This is a genomic window from Mesorhizobium sp. L103C119B0, assembly GCF_000502235.1.
In the GTDB taxonomy this organism is placed as follows: domain Bacteria; phylum Pseudomonadota; class Alphaproteobacteria; order Rhizobiales; family Rhizobiaceae; genus Mesorhizobium.
The window spans coordinates 19,530-36,363 of record NZ_AYXE01000010.1; the positions used below are offsets into that span (position 1 = coordinate 19,530).

Below are 16,834 nucleotides of genomic sequence, written 5' to 3' on the forward strand. Positions count from 1 at the left end.
TCGATAGGCCCTAAAAAAGAGGCTCCCGACCGAGGGAAGCGGCGGGAGCCAAGAACGAGCGCGGGAGGAAGCGCTCGGGAGGTTCAGAAAACGTTGGGTGTCGTGGTCAGCGGCGCTGCGTTGGCGATCATGCGGACGGAACGCGCCTTGTGCACGCCGGACTGGGCGGCGATGACGCGCAGGCACTCCGCGCTCTCGGCGCCCCAGGCCTGACCCTGGCAGGCAAAATCGATTTCCGGCTCCGGCAGCCGGGCGGTCTTGATGGTGGTCGGCGCGCCCTGGACAACATTGGCCGGCGGGTTGAGCGAAGCAAAAGCCGGACCGGAAGCCGGTGTCAGGAACATGACGGCCAGAGCGCAGGCGCCCAGCATGGAGAACATCGCAACCGGATGGTCGCTGGCGCGCTGACGCAGTGCCAGTTTGGCGCGTCGTTCGTTGCTGGTGATCTCGACTTTCGTATGCATTGCTGCTCCCCTTCGTTTTCTTATGAAACGAACCTAAGCGCGCCTGGTAACGGGCGAATGATGCGCTTGGCTTGCCCGCGTAACAGGTTTGAAACAAGAAATTCGGGCATATCCGGACAGATCCGGTCATGTGCCGACGGCAAGATGCGTTTGCGAAGCTGTTTCATGCGGGCAATCAAATGTTGACGACAGGCGGGCCGCGAACGCACCAAGCCCGCTTCCTGTCGGCCGCACTATGAACAAGCTCACACTGCGGATCGAATTTGCGGACGCCAGGTATTTTCGTCTCGGAGCGGGCCGTGTTTGCAAGCTCGGCACGGCCAAATCCGCATGCCGGACAGCTATTTCACGCCCCCGGTTAACGCCCGGATATTCCGGGACTTTCTGGCTTTCAGCTGGTCCTGTTGTGCCGACTTGAAAAGTTGTGATTTCTACAAGCCATTGCATTTCAATGTAAAATATGGTTTTATTGAATGAGTATTCAATAAAAGAAGAGCTTTTTATGAACCCGCATCTCCGTGACGTGGCGATCCCCAATGATTGGGACCGGCGGGGTCTGCCGGGCTGGAGTTATCACTCCGACGCGCTTCTCGAACTTGAGAAGGAATACGTCTTCCGCAACCATTGGCAGATCGCCGGCCATGTCTGCGACGTGCCGAATGCCGGCGACTATCTGACTATGGACGTGGTCGGCGAGCGGGCGCTCATCGTGCGCGGCAAGGACGGCGTCGTGCGCGCCTTCAACAACATGTGCCGGCATCGCGGCAGCCGCGTCGTCGCCGACAGCCAGGGCACCTGCAAGAACGCGCTGGTCTGCCCGTTCCATGGCTGGGTCTACAATCTCGACGGCACGCTGCGCGGCGCCGCCCGGCCGCGCTCCTTCCCCGAGCTCGACAAGACCGAATTCGGCCTGATGCCGCTCGACCTTGAGATATGGATGGGCTTCATCTTTGTCCGCTTTCGCAAGGGCGGCCCGCAGCCTTCGGTGGCCGAACTGTTGAAGCCGATCGAGGCCGAGATGGCACACTACAACGTGGCCGAGATGGTGCCGTCCTGGGGCATCTGGACACAGAAAACGCCGGTCAACTGGAAGTCGGTGCGCGACGTCGACAATGAAGGCTACCACGTCGCCATGGCGCATCCGGCGCTGCAGGATCTCTACGGCTCGACCTATTTCGACGAGCCGTTCATCAACGGCGTGTCGCGCTCGTTTGCCACCTACAATCCGCATGCCGGCCGGCGCTGGAGCGTGCGCGAATACATCAAGCTCACGCCCGATGCCTCACACCTGCCGGAGCATCTGCGCAGGGCCTGGATCTATTACGGCATCTTCCCCAACAACGCGCTGTCGATCATGCCGGAATCGGTGCAGTTCTATCAGGAGTTCCCGCTGTCGACCGGCGAGACGCTGCTGCGCGGCGCCATCTACCGCTACCCCGACGAGACCCGGGAACAGGCGGCCGCCCGCTATCTCGCCTACCGCATCGACCGCGATACCATGAACGAGGACGTGCAGCTTTCCGTCTGGTCAAACGAGTCCATGATCTCGGAGGCCTTCGAGGGTTTTTATCTCTCCGACCTCGAATACGGTGTGCGCACCCACCACGACCATCTGCGCAAGCAGATCCCGGTGCTGGGCCTGGAGACGGCGCCGGAGGAGAAGGACATGTGGAACCTCAATGAGGCTATGCGCTCGCAGGTGTAGGGGCGGAACTGCCAGTCACCCCTGCCACACGCCCTCTTTGCGCAGATCGTCCATGGTCCGCGAAATGCCTTCGCGCAGGATCGCCACCATGTCGTCGATCTGCTCTCGCGTGATGATCAGCGGCGGCGACATCACGCACATGTTGATCAGCGGCCGGACCAGGAGGCCGAGTTCGTGGCAATGCGCGTCGATGCGCTTGCCGACATCCTTGTCGAGCTGCAGCGGATCCTTGCTTTCGCGGTCGGCTACGCACTCGACGCAGCCCATCAGGCCCATGCCGCGGACTTCGCCAACCAGCGGCAGTTCCTCCAGCGTCTTCAACTGCGCCTGGAAATAGGGCGCGACATCGCGCGTGTGGGCCAGCACGCTGTCTTCCAGGATATCGAGGTTCTTCAGCGCCACCGCGCAGCCGATGGGATGACTGGTATAGGTCAGGCCATGGCCGAACATCGCATCGGGATGGTTGGAACGGCGCATTTCCTGAAGCAGCCGCTCCGAGATGATGACGCCGCCAAGCGGGAAATAGCCTGATGTAACGCCCTTGGCGAAGGTGATCATGTCGGGGTCGATGCCGAAGCCATCGCCGGAGGCAAAGACATGGCCGAGCCGCCCGAAGCCGGTCACCACCTCATCGGAGATATAGAGGATATCGTTGTCCCTGCAGATTTCGCGAATGCGCTTGAGATAGCCATCCGGCGGCACGACGACGCCGCCGGATGCCTGCACCGGTTCGCCGACGAAAGCACCGATCTTCTCTGCGCCGACGCGGGCGACCGCATCGCGAAACTGATCGACCAGGAAATCGCAGAAGGCGGCGATGTCAATGCCTTTCGGCCGCCGGAACGGGTCTGGCGAGGACAGTTTGACGACCAGATCGTCGGCGCCGTCCATCCAGTCGCGGTCGCGCGGCCGCCCGTTGAGCGAGGCCGACAGATAGGTCGAGCCGTGATAGGCGCCGCCGCGGCTGAGGATCAGCTTCTTTTCCGGCCGCCCGCGCACATTGTTGTAGAACTGCATGAAGCGCAGCGCCGTCTCGACAGCCGACGATCCGCCGGTGGTGAAGAAGGTATGGCTGAGACCGCCCGGCGCATGATCGGCGAGGCGCTTGGCGAGCTCGGCCGACGGCGCATTCATCGTATACCAGGGCGTGTTGTAGGACAGCATCATCGCCTGGTCGTACATCACCCTGGCCAGCTCCTCGCGGCGGTGGCCGACATTGATGCACCACATGCCGGCCGGCCCGTCGATCAGTCGCTTGCCTGTTACATCGGTGATGTAGATGCCATCGCCCTCGCCAATCAGCGCACGCGCTTCATTGCCGACCGAGCCGGCATAAGGCCAGGGCTGGATGAGATGGCGCTTGGCCAGCTCGACCGCATCGCCACCGTCAGCCATTTCCATCGCTCTTAGGTCTCTTGCAGCCGCCATCATTGCCTCGCATCGTCTGAGCGTAATTTCACCGGACAGAAAGCGAAGCGCCAAGGGCAGGAAAGCCGGCTTTCTTCACTTCATTTTGAATGTCCGTTCAATCAATATTACAGAAATAGCGCTTGATTTCAACGCACGGATGCGCTCATGATGAAAGAAAGCCGGCAAGCTTGGAGCGCAACCAGCAAAGCGCGCTCCGCAAAAATTGGGAACAGGCAGCCGGCCCGGTCGATGGGAGCATCATGGCGGAACAGTTCGAGCCAGCAACCGAGATCACGCCCGGGTCGCTGCAATGACGGTAGCTGCCGAAGGGGTGCCCACGCGGCGCATGACGCGAGCAAGGCGAAACACCCTTCTGCAGTCCGAGTCCGTCCAGGGCCTTGCCCTGATCAGCCCGACCTTGGTCTACGCTTTGATCCTGCTGCTCGTGCCGATCCTGGTGGTCTTCGCCCACTCCTTCTGGACGCAGAACTACCTCACCATCGACCATACATTCACGCTGGAGAATTATCGCATCGCGCTGACCGAGCCGATCTACCGCGATCTGCTCTGGCGCTCGCTCTACATTTCGCTGACGGTGAGCTTTTTCACCGTCATCCTCGCCTATCCGATCGCCTATTTCATTTCGTTCCATGGCGGCCGCCACAAGAGCCTGTGGCTGTTCCTGATCACCATCCCGTTCTGGACCAGCTATCTCCTGCGCGTGATGTCATGGAAAGTCATCCTCGGCTATAATGGCGTGCTGAATTCCGGCCTGATGGGCCTCGGCATCATCGACGAACCATCGACCGCGCTACTCTACAATTCCAGCGCCGTCATCATCACGCTCACACACGCCTGGGCGGCCTTCGCCATCCTGCCGATCTTCGTTTCGCTCGAGAAGGTCGACCGCACCTTGGTCGAGGCTGCCACCGATCTTGGCGACGGCCCGCTGCGCTCCTTCCTGCGCGTGACGCTGCCGCTGTCGGCGCCGGGCGTCATCTCGGCCGCTCTCATCGTCATGATCCCCACCGTCGGCGACTACGTCACCCCAAGGCTGGTCGGCGGCAAGGATGGCGTGATGATCGCCAATGCCATCGAGTCGCAGTTCCATAAGGCCTCCAACTGGCCACTCGGCGCGGCACTGTCCGTGACCACCATGCTGGTCGTGACGCTGATGGCGGGCGCCACCGTGCTCATCATCCGCGCGCTGCAGAGGCTGGCGCGATGACAGCGAGGCGGCGCCTTTTCCCCGGCGGCTGGCTGTCCGCCTACGCCCTCCTCTACGTCGTCTTTCTCTATCTGCCGGTGATCTTCCTGCCGATCTTCTCGATCAACACCGCGCCGACGCCAAAATTTCCTCTCACCGGCTATACGCTGAAATGGTACCAAGACCTGCCGAAGACGCCGGCGCTGCTTGACGCCGCCTGGAACAGCCTGATCGTCGGTATCTCGGCATCGGTGCTGGCGACGCTGCTCGGCATCCTCGCCGCCCGCTCGATCACCCGCTACCGCTATCCCGGCCGCCGCACAATCAATGGCCTGATCATGGCGCCGCTGGTGCTGCCGGAAATCATCCTCGCCATCTCCATGCTGCTGGTCATGCTGCAACTGGGCTTGAGCCTTTCGCTGTTCACCGTCGTACTCGGCCATGTCCTGATCTGCATTCCCTATTCGATGACGGTGCTGACCGCCGGTTTCGAGGGCTTCGACCGCAGCCTCGAAGAAGCCTCCGCCGATCTCGGCGAGAGTGCCTTCGGCACCTTCCGGCGGGTGACGCTGCCGATGGTGGCGCCGGCGATCATTTCCAGCCTCCTGGTCTGCTTCACCATCTCGCTCGACGAGTTCGTCATCGCTTTCTTCCTGACCGGCACCGAGACGACGCTGCCGATCTATATCTGGGGCCAGTTGCGCTTTGCCGCCAAGCTGCCGGGTGTGTTGGCGCTGGGCACGCTGCTGCTGGTTGCCTCTTTCGTTTTGATGACCGTTGCCGAGATCCTGCGCCGCCATGCGGCCAGACGCACCCAGAGCGAGGGAGGCCTCTATGCCTGAGCAGTCCCGGGCCGAACGGCCTCAGGATGAACCATCCAAGCAAGATAAGTCCGAGCGGGCCCAATCTGATCGACCCCAAACCGACCGAGCAATGATCGAAATCCGCAGCGTTACCCGCAGCTATGGGGCGTTCAAGGCGCTCGACGACGCCTCGCTGACCATCAAGGAGGGCGAATTCTTTTCGCTGCTCGGCCCTTCCGGCTGCGGCAAGACTACGCTGCTGCGCATGATTGCCGGTTTCGACAACCCGACCAGCGGCTCGATCTCGGTCGGCGGCCAGTCGATGGAAGGCATCCCCGCCAACCGCCGGCCGACCAACATGGTATTCCAGAGTTATGCCATCTTCCCGCATCTCAATGTCGAGCAGAATGTCGCCTATGGGCTGAAACGGCTCAGGCTGGGAGGAACGGAAGAAAAGCGCCGCGTCGAGGAAGGGCTGGCGCAGGTGTCGCTCACCGGCCTCGGCAAACGCCTCGCCACCGAGCTTTCCGGCGGCCAGCGCCAGCGCGTGGCGCTCGCCCGCGCCTTGGTGATGCGGCCCAAGGTGCTGCTGCTCGACGAGCCGCTGTCGGCTCTCGACAAGAAATTGCGCGAGCAGATGCAGGTCGAACTGCGCCGCCTGCAGCAGGCGGTCGGCATCACCTTCGTGCTGGTCACCCATGACCAGTATGAGGCGCTCGCTATGTCCGACCGCATCGCCGTAATGTTCGGCGGCAAGATCGCCCAGGTCGCCTCGCCCAAGGAAATCTACCAGCGGCCGGTCAACCGCCAGGTCGCCGATTTCCTCGGCGGCATGAATTTCGTAAAAGCGCAGATCATAGAGGAGAATGCCGCCTCGCTGGTCGTCGACACGCTGGGCTTCGGCCGCGTCAGGACCGACAAGCCGAAGGCCTTCATGCGCAATGGCGGCGGCGCCACTCTGGGCATCAGGCCGGAGCGATTGCGCGTGCTGTGGGACAATGCGACGGCGAAATTCGAAGTGGCCGGCAAGGTGGTCGAACGCCACTATTTTGGCGAGATCACCCACCTGATCGTCGAGATACCCGGATTGGAAAAGCCACTGTCGGTCACCGAGACCAACGACTTCGGCGCCGACGATATCCCCGTCGGCACGTCGGTCCGCCTCGGCTACGATCCCGAGGCCCTGGTGGCGATGGCGGACTGAGCATGATCCCGAAAAGTGGGAACCGATTTTCGGAATAAGATCATGCTCCACTAAGAATTTTAAGTTCCGTCGCGATCTGTTTGGCTGCGATCCGCCCCATCACGATGGCGCCTTCGACATAGCCCGGGAATGACGGCGACAGTTCCGACGATGCTAAATGAACCGGGGCAGCGCCGGCACGGATCGTGCGCTCGGCATCCCGTGCCGTCACATCGACAATTAGGTCGCTGTAGGCGCCGCCGCTCCAGCGGTCATCGATCCAGTCGCGCTGGCTGAAATCGATAATGCCGGCCGCCTCCGGGCCAAGGGCATCAACGAGCCTTGCCGTGACCTCCGCACGCAGCGCCGCGTCCGCGAGCGGACGCCAACGCAACGCCAGTGGTCCGCCGACGAAGACGACCAGCGCGGCATGTTGCGCATCCTTGCTGGCGTCACAGGCGAACAGGCCCGGCAGGTCGCGCCACATCACCATGCCGCACAGGTCGCGCTCGCGCCAGAACGGCGTGGGATAGCGCACCAGGATCTTGATCACCGCACCGCTTTCCCAGACGCCGAGCGCCTTTGCGAGAGCCGGCGGCAGAGCGGGCGCGAAATCCAGCTTCGCGGCCGTCGCCGGCGGCAGCGCGACCAGCACTTTTCGCGCTTCGATGGCGCTGCTTGCCGAGACGGCACGAACCCCTTGCGGCCCGTGCTCGATGCGCGTAACCGGCTCGTTCAGCCAAACCCTGTCGCCGAGATCTCCCGCCATGTCCTCGGCCAGCGACTGCATGGTTTCGAGCAGCGAATATTGCAGCTCGGGCACCTCGTTGGTGATGCGGCGGTCATTGTCGATGAGGTACCACAGCGGCACCTTGTCCATCGCCAGGCACCACAGGCCTTCGATCATCGAGCGGAAAGCCGTCTTGGCGTCAGTGGGATCAGGCTGGCGTTCGAGCCAGGCGGCAGCGCTCATGCCGGCGATCGAGGGATCGTCCGGCTCGATCGCATTCATCCGCTCGCGGATTGCCATCGCGCCATGATAGGTCCGTTCGGCCTCTTCGACCGACAGCGACGGATGGGTGATGAAATCGCCATTCACATAGGTTTCGACGAAGGCCTTGCCACGGGACGCGGCCAGCGCCGTCACCTCCGGCATGTCTTCGCAGAAAAACTGGCCGCCGCTGTCGATGCGCTCGCCAAGCCCGTTGCGAATAGCCTCGACCCTGCCGCCGACGCGGTCGCGTGCTTCGAGCAGCACGACATCGATGCCGGCCTTTCTCAGCTCAAGCGCAGCCGACAGGCCGGTGAAACCGGCGCCGACGATGACGACATCGGTTCTTTCAGTCCTGTCGCTCAATAGCCGGCCTTGATCTTCTCGAATTCCGTGACCATGCGCTGCTTGAGCTCAGGCGGCACCGGCTGCTGGAACAGCGTCTTGTCCAAGAACTTGTCGAGATTGTCGAAGCCACGGTCGCTCAGCACCTGATGGTCGATCGCGGCCATCCCGGCGCTGTTGCCGTGGCCGTAGCCGAAGGTCTTGACCAAGTAATCGGACACGGCATGCGCGTTGACCGCACTGAGGAAATCATAGGCCTGATCGAGCTTGCCCGGCGCATCCTTCATCAGCACATAGCCGCACACCCAGGTGGATATGCCTTCCCTGGTGTCGCGGTTCATGGCGATCGGCATGCCTTGGCCCTTGAGCGTCACGAAGGTCTCATTCCAGCCCCAGACGAGGTCGACCTCATTGCCGGTAAAGGCCTGGTTGAGGTCGGTGTCGTCGGTCCAGTAAAAGCGGATGTTCTTGTGGACGTCACGCAGGAAGGCGGACGCCTCCTGGAACTGCGCGTCGGTCATCTTGGTCCAGTCCTTGAGGCCGATGACCAGGCTGGCCAGCGCATAGGCGTCATCGACATTGTCGCCGATGGTGACGCGGCCCTTGAATTTGGGATCGGCGAAAATCTTCAGCGACTGCGCTTCCTCCGCCGTGACCTTGTCGGTGCGGTAGAGCAGCGAAGTGTTGCCCCAGTCGAACGGCATGAACCAGGCCTTGCCGTCGGCGGTGACGGCGAGATCCTTCATCGCCATGATGCCGGGATTGAGATCCTTCCAGCCGGCGATCCGCGAGGTGTCGAGCGGTTGCAGAATGCCGGCCCCGCGCNCCTTGAAGCCGGCGCGCATCTTCTGGAACGCTTCCTCCTCGTCGCCGAAGAAAGCAAAGGTCGGCTCGGCGCCGTATTTGGCGGTGTAGTCGGGGTGCAGCAACGGATCTTCATAGCCTGACCAGTCGAACACGACGAGGTCGCCGCCGCCTTCGGCATAAGCAAGCACGGCGCCGGCGCCGACTGTAAGAGCAGCGGCAAGGGCGAGGCGGCGAAGCATGGAATTCATGGCGCGAAACTCCTCATCGCGAAAAGCGGCCGGGCGACGTTACGGAATTTCAGCGGCCTTGGCGAGACCGTCTGCCCGGCGCACTGACAGGCAGACGGAGGAGGCCGGACAGAGCTTTAGTAGCCTGCCTTGATCTTCTCGAATTCGGCGATCATCTTGAGCTTGAGCGACGAGGGCACGGGCGATTGGAACAGGGTCTTGTCGACGAATTTCTGCACGTCGTCATAGCCCTTTTCTTTCAGGATCGCCGGGTCGACGCCGGCCATGCCCTTGGCGTTGGCCTGGCCATAACCCCAGTCCTTGACCAGCACCTTGGCGGTCTCGGGATCGTTGATCGCGTTGAGGTAGTCATAGGCCTTGTCGACATTGCCGGGTGCGTCCTTGAACAGCACGTAGCCGCAGACCCAGGTCGAGATGCCTTCGTCCGTATCCTTCTTGGACTTGATCGGCACACCGGCAGCGACGGATTGTACCGTGGCATCGTTCCATGCCCAGGCGAGATCGACCTCGCCGCCGCTCAGCAACTGCACGACGTCGGTGGTATCGGTCCAGTAGGAGCGGACATTCTTGTGCACTTGGCGCAGGAAATCGGACGCCTGCTTGAACTGGTCGTCCGTCATCTTGGTCCAGTCCTTGAGCCCGATGGCAAGGCTGGCCAGCGCATAGGCGTCGTCGACATTGTCGCCGATTGAGACCCGCCCCTTGAACTTGGGATCGGAGAAGGCCTTCAGCGACTGCACATCCTTCGCGTCGATCTTGTCGGAGTTGTAGGTGAGCTGGGTGTTGCCCCAGTCCCACGGCATGAACCAGGCCTTGCCGTCCGAAGTGGTGGCCAGATCCTTCATCGCCATGATGCCGGGATTGAGATCCTTCCAGCCGGTGATCTTCGAGGTGTCGAGCGGCTGCAGCAGCCCCGCCTCACGCCACTTTGTCACGCTCTGCGAGCAGGGATGGCCAAGATCGGCCTTGAAACCGGAGCGCACTTTCTCGAAGGCTTCGTCCTCGTCGCCGAAGAAGGCGAAGGTCGGCGAGTCGCCGTTCTTCTCGACATATCTGGGGTGGAAGCTCAGGTCCTCATAGCCCGACCAGTCGAACACGATCAGGTCCTTGTCGGCGGCGACCGCAATCGCCGCGGCCGAACCAGCCAGCGTCGCCGTCAGCGCCAATGTCAGTGTCAGGCGTCGGGTTATTCTTTTCATGCTGTTCCATCCTCTTTGTTTTTGATTGTTCGCTCCGGCTTGGATCCGCCGGTTGTTGTCAACGTCCGCTGTCCGGCGGGTAGTGCTTCGGAAAGGCGGCCGACAGGAATTCGTTTGCCGCCTGCAGCGCGCTCTCACGGGTGACGTCCTCGGTCCCCATCATCAGCCGCAGCCACAAGCCCTCCAGCATGGCGCTGAGCGCCAGGGCCATGACCTGCGGCTCATAGGCGTAACCACCGCCCTGCTTGAGCGTGGCACAGAGGTCGATGAAGATCTTCTGGTAGGCCGCGTCGCGCGCGCCGCACAGCGCCTGGTAGGTCGGCCGCGACTTGGCCTCGCCCCAGAACGCGCACCACGCCGCGAGCTTGCGCTTGTTGCAGATCGAACGGTCGAAATCGGCGGCGACCAGCGCCCGCAGCTGCCGGGCTGGATCCTCGCCGGCCTTGGTCAGCGCGACGCGCCAATGCGCCGCATATTCGTCGGCCATATAGGCAAGCGTGGCGACGAGCAGCTTCTCCTTGCTCTCGAAATGGAAGTTGACGATGCCGCGCGACAGGCCGGCGCCGTCAGCGACATCGGCCATCGTCGTTTCCGAATAACCGCGCTTGGCCAGCGAATCGATGGTCGCTTCGATCAGCTGCTGTTGCCTGACCTCCTTCGACGCCTTGCGGCCGCGTTTTTCCGGTTCGGTTTTTCCAGACGTGTCGGAGGATCGCTCTTCGCGCGCTGCAGCTTTCATCGGTGCCGTCATGCTCCACATTGCCGGCTATCCCACCACAGCCGGCTTCCACCCGCGAAGATGAGTGGGACGGTGCTCGCCACTGTCAAGCACCTTCTGCATGGCTTCCCAGGTCTTGATGTTCTTGTCGACATAGGCCGCTCCGACCGCGACTGCCGCCGTCTCGTAGAGCGGGCCTTTCAGCCTTTCCAGCTCGCCGCGCGCGACCTTGCGATACCAAGAATTGCGGTCTCTGACGGCGACATCGGCAAAGCCGGCGCTGCGCATCGCTTGCGCATAGCGTGCCGGCGAGGCCATGGCGAAGGACAGGCCTTCGGCTGCGACATAGGCCTTCATCTCAGATGACGGCTCGCCGTCATGGCCGATCAGCCAGTCGGAGGCGGCAAAGACGCCGTCCGGCTTCAGCACACGGAAGATTTCGGCAAACAGCGCGTCCTTGTCGGACACGTGCACCAGCGCATCCTTGGAGAAGACGACATCGAACGAAGCGTCGGCAAAAGGCAGCGGCCCCGGCGGCGCCTGGACGAAGCTGGCGCGGTCTGAAAGCCCTCGTGCAGCGGCATGCTTTCTGGCCGCCTCGATCACCGGCCGCTCGATGTCGAAGCCGGTGGCATGAGCAGCACCGTGGCGCTCCACCAGATGCAGCGCGATGCCGCCGGAGCCGCAGCCGATGTCGAGGATCGTCTTGCCCCTGAGCGACAGCCCTTCGACCACCCGGTCGACCTCGTCTGGTCCGCCCGGCGACAGATAGCCCTCGCCCCACAGCGCCTCGAGGAAGCGGATCGCGGCGTCGTCATATTCCGGCTCGCCATCTGCCGTTTCGATCATCAGACCTTAAGTCCCGTCAGCCGAATTGCGCAGGTTCGAATGCCGGCAAAGCGTAGCGTATTAACAGGAAAACGCAATATCGTTTGTTGAACATTCATTCAGAATGGCTGGACAGAATAGCCGCTGCCGTGCCAAATTCCGCGCATTCGGCGACAAATCACGCGAAAATGAAGGGTCGAGCACCATGAAGGCTGGGCGCGAATGAAAGCTTGGGATGCGATCGTCATCGGCGGCGGACACAACGGCCTGGTCAACGCCTGCTATTTGCAACGCGCCGGGCTCGACGTGCTGGTGGTGGAAAAGAACGACTGGGTCGGCGGCGCCGCCACCAGCCGCGAGCTGACGCCGGGCTTCCTCTACTCCAACTGCTCCTATGTCTGCTCGCTGTTTCGCCCCGAGATCATGCGCGACCTCGAACTGCCGCGTTTCGGCTTGCAGGTTATTTCCTATGAAGGCGGCGCCGTGTTCACCCGCGACGGCGACTACCTCGCCAACTACCGTGACCACGATGCGCACCGGCGCGAATTCGCCCGCTTCTCCAGGCGCGACGCGGAGGCCTATGACCGCTATTCGCGCGACGTGACGCGGCAGTGCCGTTTCATCCAGCCGCTGCTGATGCGCACCGCACCGGACCCGGCCAGTCTCAAGCCGCGCGACCTCGGAGAGCTTCTCTATCTCGGCAAGAAATTCGTCGGCCTGTCATCAGAAGAAATGGCGCTGACGCTGCGCTTCTGGACCATGTCGATCTCGGAATTCCTCGACGAATATTTTGAGACCGATGTCATCAAGGCGAACTTCGCTTTGTCCGGCATTATCGGTACCGCGCTCGGGCCGATGTCGCCCGGCACAGCCTACGTGCTGCTGCACCATTATATGGGTGAGGTCGACGGCTCGGTCGGCGCCTGGGGCTATGCGCGCGGCGGCATGGGCGCCGTCACCAAGGCGCTCGCCGCTTCATTCAAGGCGTCCGGCGGCGCTATCCGCACCGGCGCCGAGGTCGACCATGTGCTGGTGAGCCGAGGCAAGGCCAAGGGCGTGGTGCTGGCCGGCGGCGAGGAGGTCTACGGCAAGCTCGTCGTCTCCAACGCCGACGTCAAACGCACATTCCTGAAACTGGTCGAGGAGAAGGAACTGCCCGACATTTTCCTGCGGCGGGTCAGGAACTTCAAGATCCGCGGCTCCTCCGGCAAGGTCAACATCGCGCTGGATTCTCTGCCGGAATTCCCGGCACTGCCGAAGGATTCACCCGTTTATCGCGGCGACATGCATTTCACCGATTCCATGGAGCGCATGGAGCGCGCCTATGACGACTGGAAGGCCGGTCGCTGGTCGGCCGACCCATTCCTCGACATGGTCATCCCAACGACGCTCGACCCGACCATGGCGCCGCCGGGCAAGCATTTCATGAGCTGCTTCGTGCAGTACGCACCGCCCAAGGTGAAGGGCCAGGACTGGACCGATGCCGACCGCGACGGTTTCGCCGAAAGCGTAGTTGCGCAGATCGCCGAATACTCGCCAGGCTTCCGCGACCGCATCGTCCATATGGAGGTGCGCACGCCGCGCGAGATCGAAGCCGAGGTCGGCCTCACCGAAGGCAACATTTTCCAGGGCGAGCTGACCTTCGACCAGCTGCTGTTCAACCGCCCGGTGCCGGGCTACGCACAATACCGCTCGCCGGTCGGCGGGCTCTATATGTGCGGCTCCTCGACACATCCCGGCGGCGGCGTCATGGGCGCACCCGGCCGCAATGCGGCAGCCGAGATCCTGCGCGACCTCGCCAAATCGACCTCCCATATGAGCCCGGCCCATGACGTCATTTGATGCCATCATCATAGGCGGCGGCCATAACGGCCTTGTCGCTGCCGCCACTCTGGCGAAAGCCGGCCGCAAGGTTCTGGTGCTGGAAGCGGCCGGCGATGTCGGCGGCGCGGCGCGCACCGAAGAGTTTGCGCCAGGTTTTCGGGTCTCCTCGATCGCGCATGTGCTGAACCGCCTGCACCCCGACGTGGTGAAGATATTGGAGCTGGAGAAACACGGGCTGCAGGTCACCCGCGCAGACTTCATTCCGTCGGTCGCCTTGGCGAGGGACGGCCCGCCGCTTGTCCTGCATGGCGCCTATGGCGAAGTGCTGACCGGCTCCACTCCGTCCGAGCAGTCCGCCTGGAAGGAATTGCGCGCGCAACTCATGCGCTATGCCGGCATCCTGAAACCGTTCCTGTCGCGGCGCCCGCCCGATCTCGGTGGCATGTCCCTGCTTGAAACCGCAGCGCTCGGCCAGACGGCCGTGGCGCTGAAAAAGCTCGGCAAGGAAGACATGCGCGACTTCCTGCGCGTTCTCCTGTTGAACGTCGCCGACCTGCTCGACGAACAGCTTGCCGATCTCAGGCTGAAGGGCCTGCTTGCCTTCGACGCCACGCTTGGCAGCCACCTCGGCCCGCGTTCGCCGACCTCGCTGCTTGGCCTCTATTACCGGCTGGCCGGCGAGACTGACGGTGCGGCCGGGGCACAGATGCTGCCGAAAGGTGGTATGGGTGCGGTCGTTGCCGCCATTCGCGCGGCGGCGGAGAAAGCCGGCGTCACCATCCGCACGGCAGCGCCCGTGGCCAGAATAGTCGTCGAGAAAGGCCGCGCCCTCGGCGTGACCCTCGACGGCGGCGAGGTGCTGCACGCCAGAACGATCGTCTCCGCCGTCAACCCGGCGACGACCATGCTCGATCTCGTCGGTCCGCGCGAGATCGACACGGGTTTCGTGCGCAAGGTAAAAAATATCCGCATGAAGGGCGACGCTGCCAAGCTCCATCTGGCGCTCGATCGGCCACCGCAATTTTCCGGCGTCGACGCCGATAATCACAAGGGCCGTCTGGTCATCGCGCCCTCGGCCGACCATGTCGAGCGCGCCTTCAACCCGTCAAAATATGGCGAGTTCTCAGCCGAACCGGTGATGGAGATCACACTGCCCTCGCTCTCCGACCCCTCGCTCGCGCCAAGCGGCGCCTGCGTGCTGTCGGCGACCGTGCAATACGCGCCTTACGCGCTGAAAGAGGGTTGGGATGCCGGCAAGCCGAAATTCCTCAAGGCTGTTATGGCGCAGCTCGAAGCGTACGCCCCCGGTATCGGCAAGTCCGTGCTGCATGCCGAGCTTTTGACGCCAGCCGGTATCGAAGCCAACTACCGGATGCCGGGCGGCCATTGGCACCACGGCGAATTGCAGGCCGACCAGATGCTGATGTCGCGGCCCGTCTCGGGCTGGTCGGGCTACGACACGCCGATCGAGGGGCTGTTCCTGGCCGGCGCCGGTTCGCATCCAGGCGGCGGCGTTTCGGGTGCTCCCGGTTTTAATGCGGCGCGGCGCATCATAGCGATGAAGGGATGATCGGATGTTTCAGCCAGTCAACGCCGCACTCTACGGCGAAGGAATGCCGTCATGACGAGTCCGGTCAACAACGCCGCCCGCACCACAGCGCAGGGCCATTTCCGCACCTTGCGTCTCGGCACGCCGTTCCAGCCGCGCATCGATGCGGTGGCCAAAACTCAGGACTGGTACAATTGGGCCGGCTATCGCGCGCCGCATTCGCTGTGGGACGAGGAACTCGAATATTTCGCCATCCGCAGCCAGGCGGCTTTGTTCGACATCTCGCCGATGACCAAATACCGCATCGAGGGGCCGGATGCCGAAGCCTTCCTCGATCGCGTCACGCTGCGCGATGTCACCAAGCTGAAACCCGGCCGCGTCCACTACACCGCATGGTGCGACGACGAAGGTTTTGTCCTCGATGACGGCACGCTGTTCCGGCTGTCGCCGACCCGCTTCCGCCTGTGTTCGCAGGAGCGGCACCTGCCCTGGCTGCTCGACAGCGCCATCGGTTTCGAAGTGACCGTCGAGGAAGAGACCGAAAACGTCGCTGGTCTCGCTCTGCAAGGCCCAACCTCCTTCGCCGTGCTGCGCGAGGCGGGTTTCGCCGGCGTCGAGAAGTTGAAGATATTCGACCTCGCCGAGTTTCCGCACGACAGCGGCACCGTAACCATCTCGCGCACCGGCTTCACCGGCGATCTCGGCTACGAACTGTTCGTGCCGGCCGAAAAAGCGCTCAGCCTCTGGGACCGCCTGATGACGGCAGGCGAACTGCGCGGCATCCGCGCCATCGGCTACGCCGCCCTCAACCGCGCCCGGCTGGAAGCCGGCCTGATCGTCGCCAATGCCGACTTCACCACCGCAGACCATGCCATTCGCGCCGACCGTCTGCGCATGCCGGACGAGATCGGTCTCGGCTTTATGGTCGACCTGGGAAAAGGACATTTCAATGGCCGCCGCGCCATCCTCGAAGCCCGTGCCGAACGCAAGCTGCGCCACGTGCTGGTCGGGCTGGAGATCGAAGGCAACATCCCGGCCGAGCACGCCATCGTCTACCACAAGAAGCATCAGGAGGTCGGGCTGGTCAGCGCCGCCATCTGGTCGCCGATGGCCAAGCGCAATATCGCCATCGCCTCGCTGACGCGTCCCTATGGTGATACGATGGTGGAAGACCTCTGGGTCGAGATCTACGCCATGCGCGAGTTGCAGTACCAGAAGCTGATGAAGCGGGCCAAGGTGGTGGCCCGTCCTTTCATCAAGCTCGACCGCCGCACCGCCAATCCACCGGCGGATTTCTGACTGTGGCCGACCAACAAGATGATGCGGCGGAAGCCGCCGAACAATGGCAGCTGGTCAACACGCCGCTCGGCGAAAAATGGTCGGGTCGCACCCGCTATGCCGCCGCCATGTACTTCTACAAGCGCGGCGAAATGAGCGCCGAGACGCTCGAAGTCTACCGCATCTGCGCGCGGCTGGACTGGGAGAACCCGCTGCCGATGATCAGGGATCGCGGCGGCGGCCAGGATTGGCTGAAGCGCATGGGCGCTTAAGCC

Annotated in this window: 15 protein-coding genes; 8 read left to right on the forward strand and 7 right to left on the reverse strand. The window is 62.9% G+C overall.

Annotated features, from left to right (window positions below):
- Window positions 1-83: 83 nt before the first annotated feature.
- Entirely contained in the window at window positions 84-464 is a 381-nt protein-coding gene (locus X728_RS148955; RefSeq protein WP_023670066.1) for a hypothetical protein, read from the reverse strand.
- A gap of 502 nt (window positions 465-966) precedes the next feature.
- On the opposite strand from X728_RS148955, the gene X728_RS148950 reads away from it, so the two are divergent.
- The gene (locus tag X728_RS148950) at window positions 967-2,169 is read left to right on the forward strand and encodes an aromatic ring-hydroxylating dioxygenase subunit alpha (RefSeq protein ID WP_023696407.1); all 1,203 of its coding nucleotides are present in this window, start codon (window positions 967-969) and stop codon (window positions 2,167-2,169) included.
- A 15-nt stretch (window positions 2,170-2,184) separates the two neighbouring features.
- Here the strand turns inward: X728_RS148950 and X728_RS148945 are convergent, their stop codons facing one another.
- Entirely contained in the window at window positions 2,185-3,597 is a 1,413-nt protein-coding gene (locus tag X728_RS148945; protein WP_023831993.1) for an aminotransferase, read from the reverse strand.
- A gap of 292 nt (window positions 3,598-3,889) precedes the next feature.
- Between X728_RS148945 and X728_RS148940 the strand changes: the two genes are divergently transcribed.
- From X728_RS148940 to X728_RS148930, 3 genes are all read left to right on the forward strand, one after another.
- A complete protein-coding gene (locus X728_RS148940; protein ID WP_023831995.1) occupies window positions 3,890-4,807 on the forward strand; it encodes an ABC transporter permease in 918 nt (305 codons plus the stop codon).
- Window positions 4,804-5,628: an ABC transporter permease gene (locus tag X728_RS148935; protein ID WP_023693704.1), complete on the forward strand. Its 825-nt coding sequence runs from the start codon at window positions 4,804-4,806 to the stop codon at window positions 5,626-5,628. Before X728_RS148940 ends, X728_RS148935 begins: the two co-directional genes overlap by 4 nt.
- Window positions 5,629-5,719: 91 nt before the next feature.
- Window positions 5,720-6,793: an ABC transporter ATP-binding protein gene (locus X728_RS148930; RefSeq protein WP_023831996.1), complete on the forward strand. Its 1,074-nt coding sequence runs from the start codon at window positions 5,720-5,722 to the stop codon at window positions 6,791-6,793.
- A gap of 40 nt (window positions 6,794-6,833) precedes the next feature.
- On the opposite strand, the gene X728_RS148925 is transcribed toward X728_RS148930, so the two are convergent.
- The 5 genes from X728_RS148925 to X728_RS148905 form a co-directional block, all read right to left on the reverse strand.
- Window positions 6,834-8,129, reverse strand: a complete 1,296-nt coding sequence (locus X728_RS148925) for a flavin monoamine oxidase family protein (protein WP_023831997.1) — start codon at window positions 8,127-8,129, stop codon at window positions 6,834-6,836.
- Window positions 8,126-9,163: an extracellular solute-binding protein gene (locus X728_RS148920; protein ID WP_023831998.1), complete on the reverse strand. Its 1,038-nt coding sequence runs from the start codon at window positions 9,161-9,163 to the stop codon at window positions 8,126-8,128. Before X728_RS148920 ends, X728_RS148925 begins: the two co-directional genes overlap by 4 nt.
- 116 nt (window positions 9,164-9,279) lie before the next feature.
- Entirely contained in the window at window positions 9,280-10,362 is a 1,083-nt protein-coding gene (locus X728_RS148915) for an ABC transporter substrate-binding protein (RefSeq protein WP_023724466.1), read from the reverse strand.
- Window positions 10,363-10,420: 58 nt separating this feature from the next.
- The gene (gene betI, locus X728_RS148910; protein ID WP_023670076.1) at window positions 10,421-11,101 is read right to left on the reverse strand and encodes a transcriptional regulator BetI; all 681 of its coding nucleotides are present in this window, start codon (window positions 11,099-11,101) and stop codon (window positions 10,421-10,423) included.
- 27 nt (window positions 11,102-11,128) lie between these two features.
- Window positions 11,129-11,929, reverse strand: a complete 801-nt coding sequence (locus tag X728_RS148905; protein WP_023670077.1) for a class I SAM-dependent methyltransferase — start codon at window positions 11,927-11,929, stop codon at window positions 11,129-11,131.
- A 201-nt stretch (window positions 11,930-12,130) separates the two neighbouring features.
- Between X728_RS148905 and X728_RS148900 the strand changes: the two genes are divergently transcribed.
- From X728_RS148900 to X728_RS148885, 4 genes are read left to right on the forward strand one after another with little or no spacing between them, the layout of a single operon-like run.
- A complete protein-coding gene (locus tag X728_RS148900) occupies window positions 12,131-13,750 on the forward strand; it encodes an NAD(P)/FAD-dependent oxidoreductase (protein WP_023701359.1) in 1,620 nt (539 codons plus the stop codon).
- Window positions 13,737-15,302 (forward strand): NAD(P)/FAD-dependent oxidoreductase, encoded by a 1,566-nt coding sequence (locus X728_RS148895; RefSeq protein ID WP_023831999.1) that lies wholly within the window; start codon window positions 13,737-13,739, stop codon window positions 15,300-15,302. Before X728_RS148900 ends, X728_RS148895 begins: the two co-directional genes overlap by 14 nt.
- Before the next feature lie 51 nt (window positions 15,303-15,353).
- Entirely contained in the window at window positions 15,354-16,580 is a 1,227-nt protein-coding gene (locus X728_RS148890; RefSeq protein WP_023832000.1) for an aminomethyltransferase family protein, read from the forward strand.
- Between the two features lie 2 nt (window positions 16,581-16,582).
- Window positions 16,583-16,831, forward strand: a complete 249-nt coding sequence (locus X728_RS148885) for a hypothetical protein (protein WP_023832001.1) — start codon at window positions 16,583-16,585, stop codon at window positions 16,829-16,831.
- The last annotated feature ends 3 nt before the right edge of the window (window positions 16,832-16,834 follow it).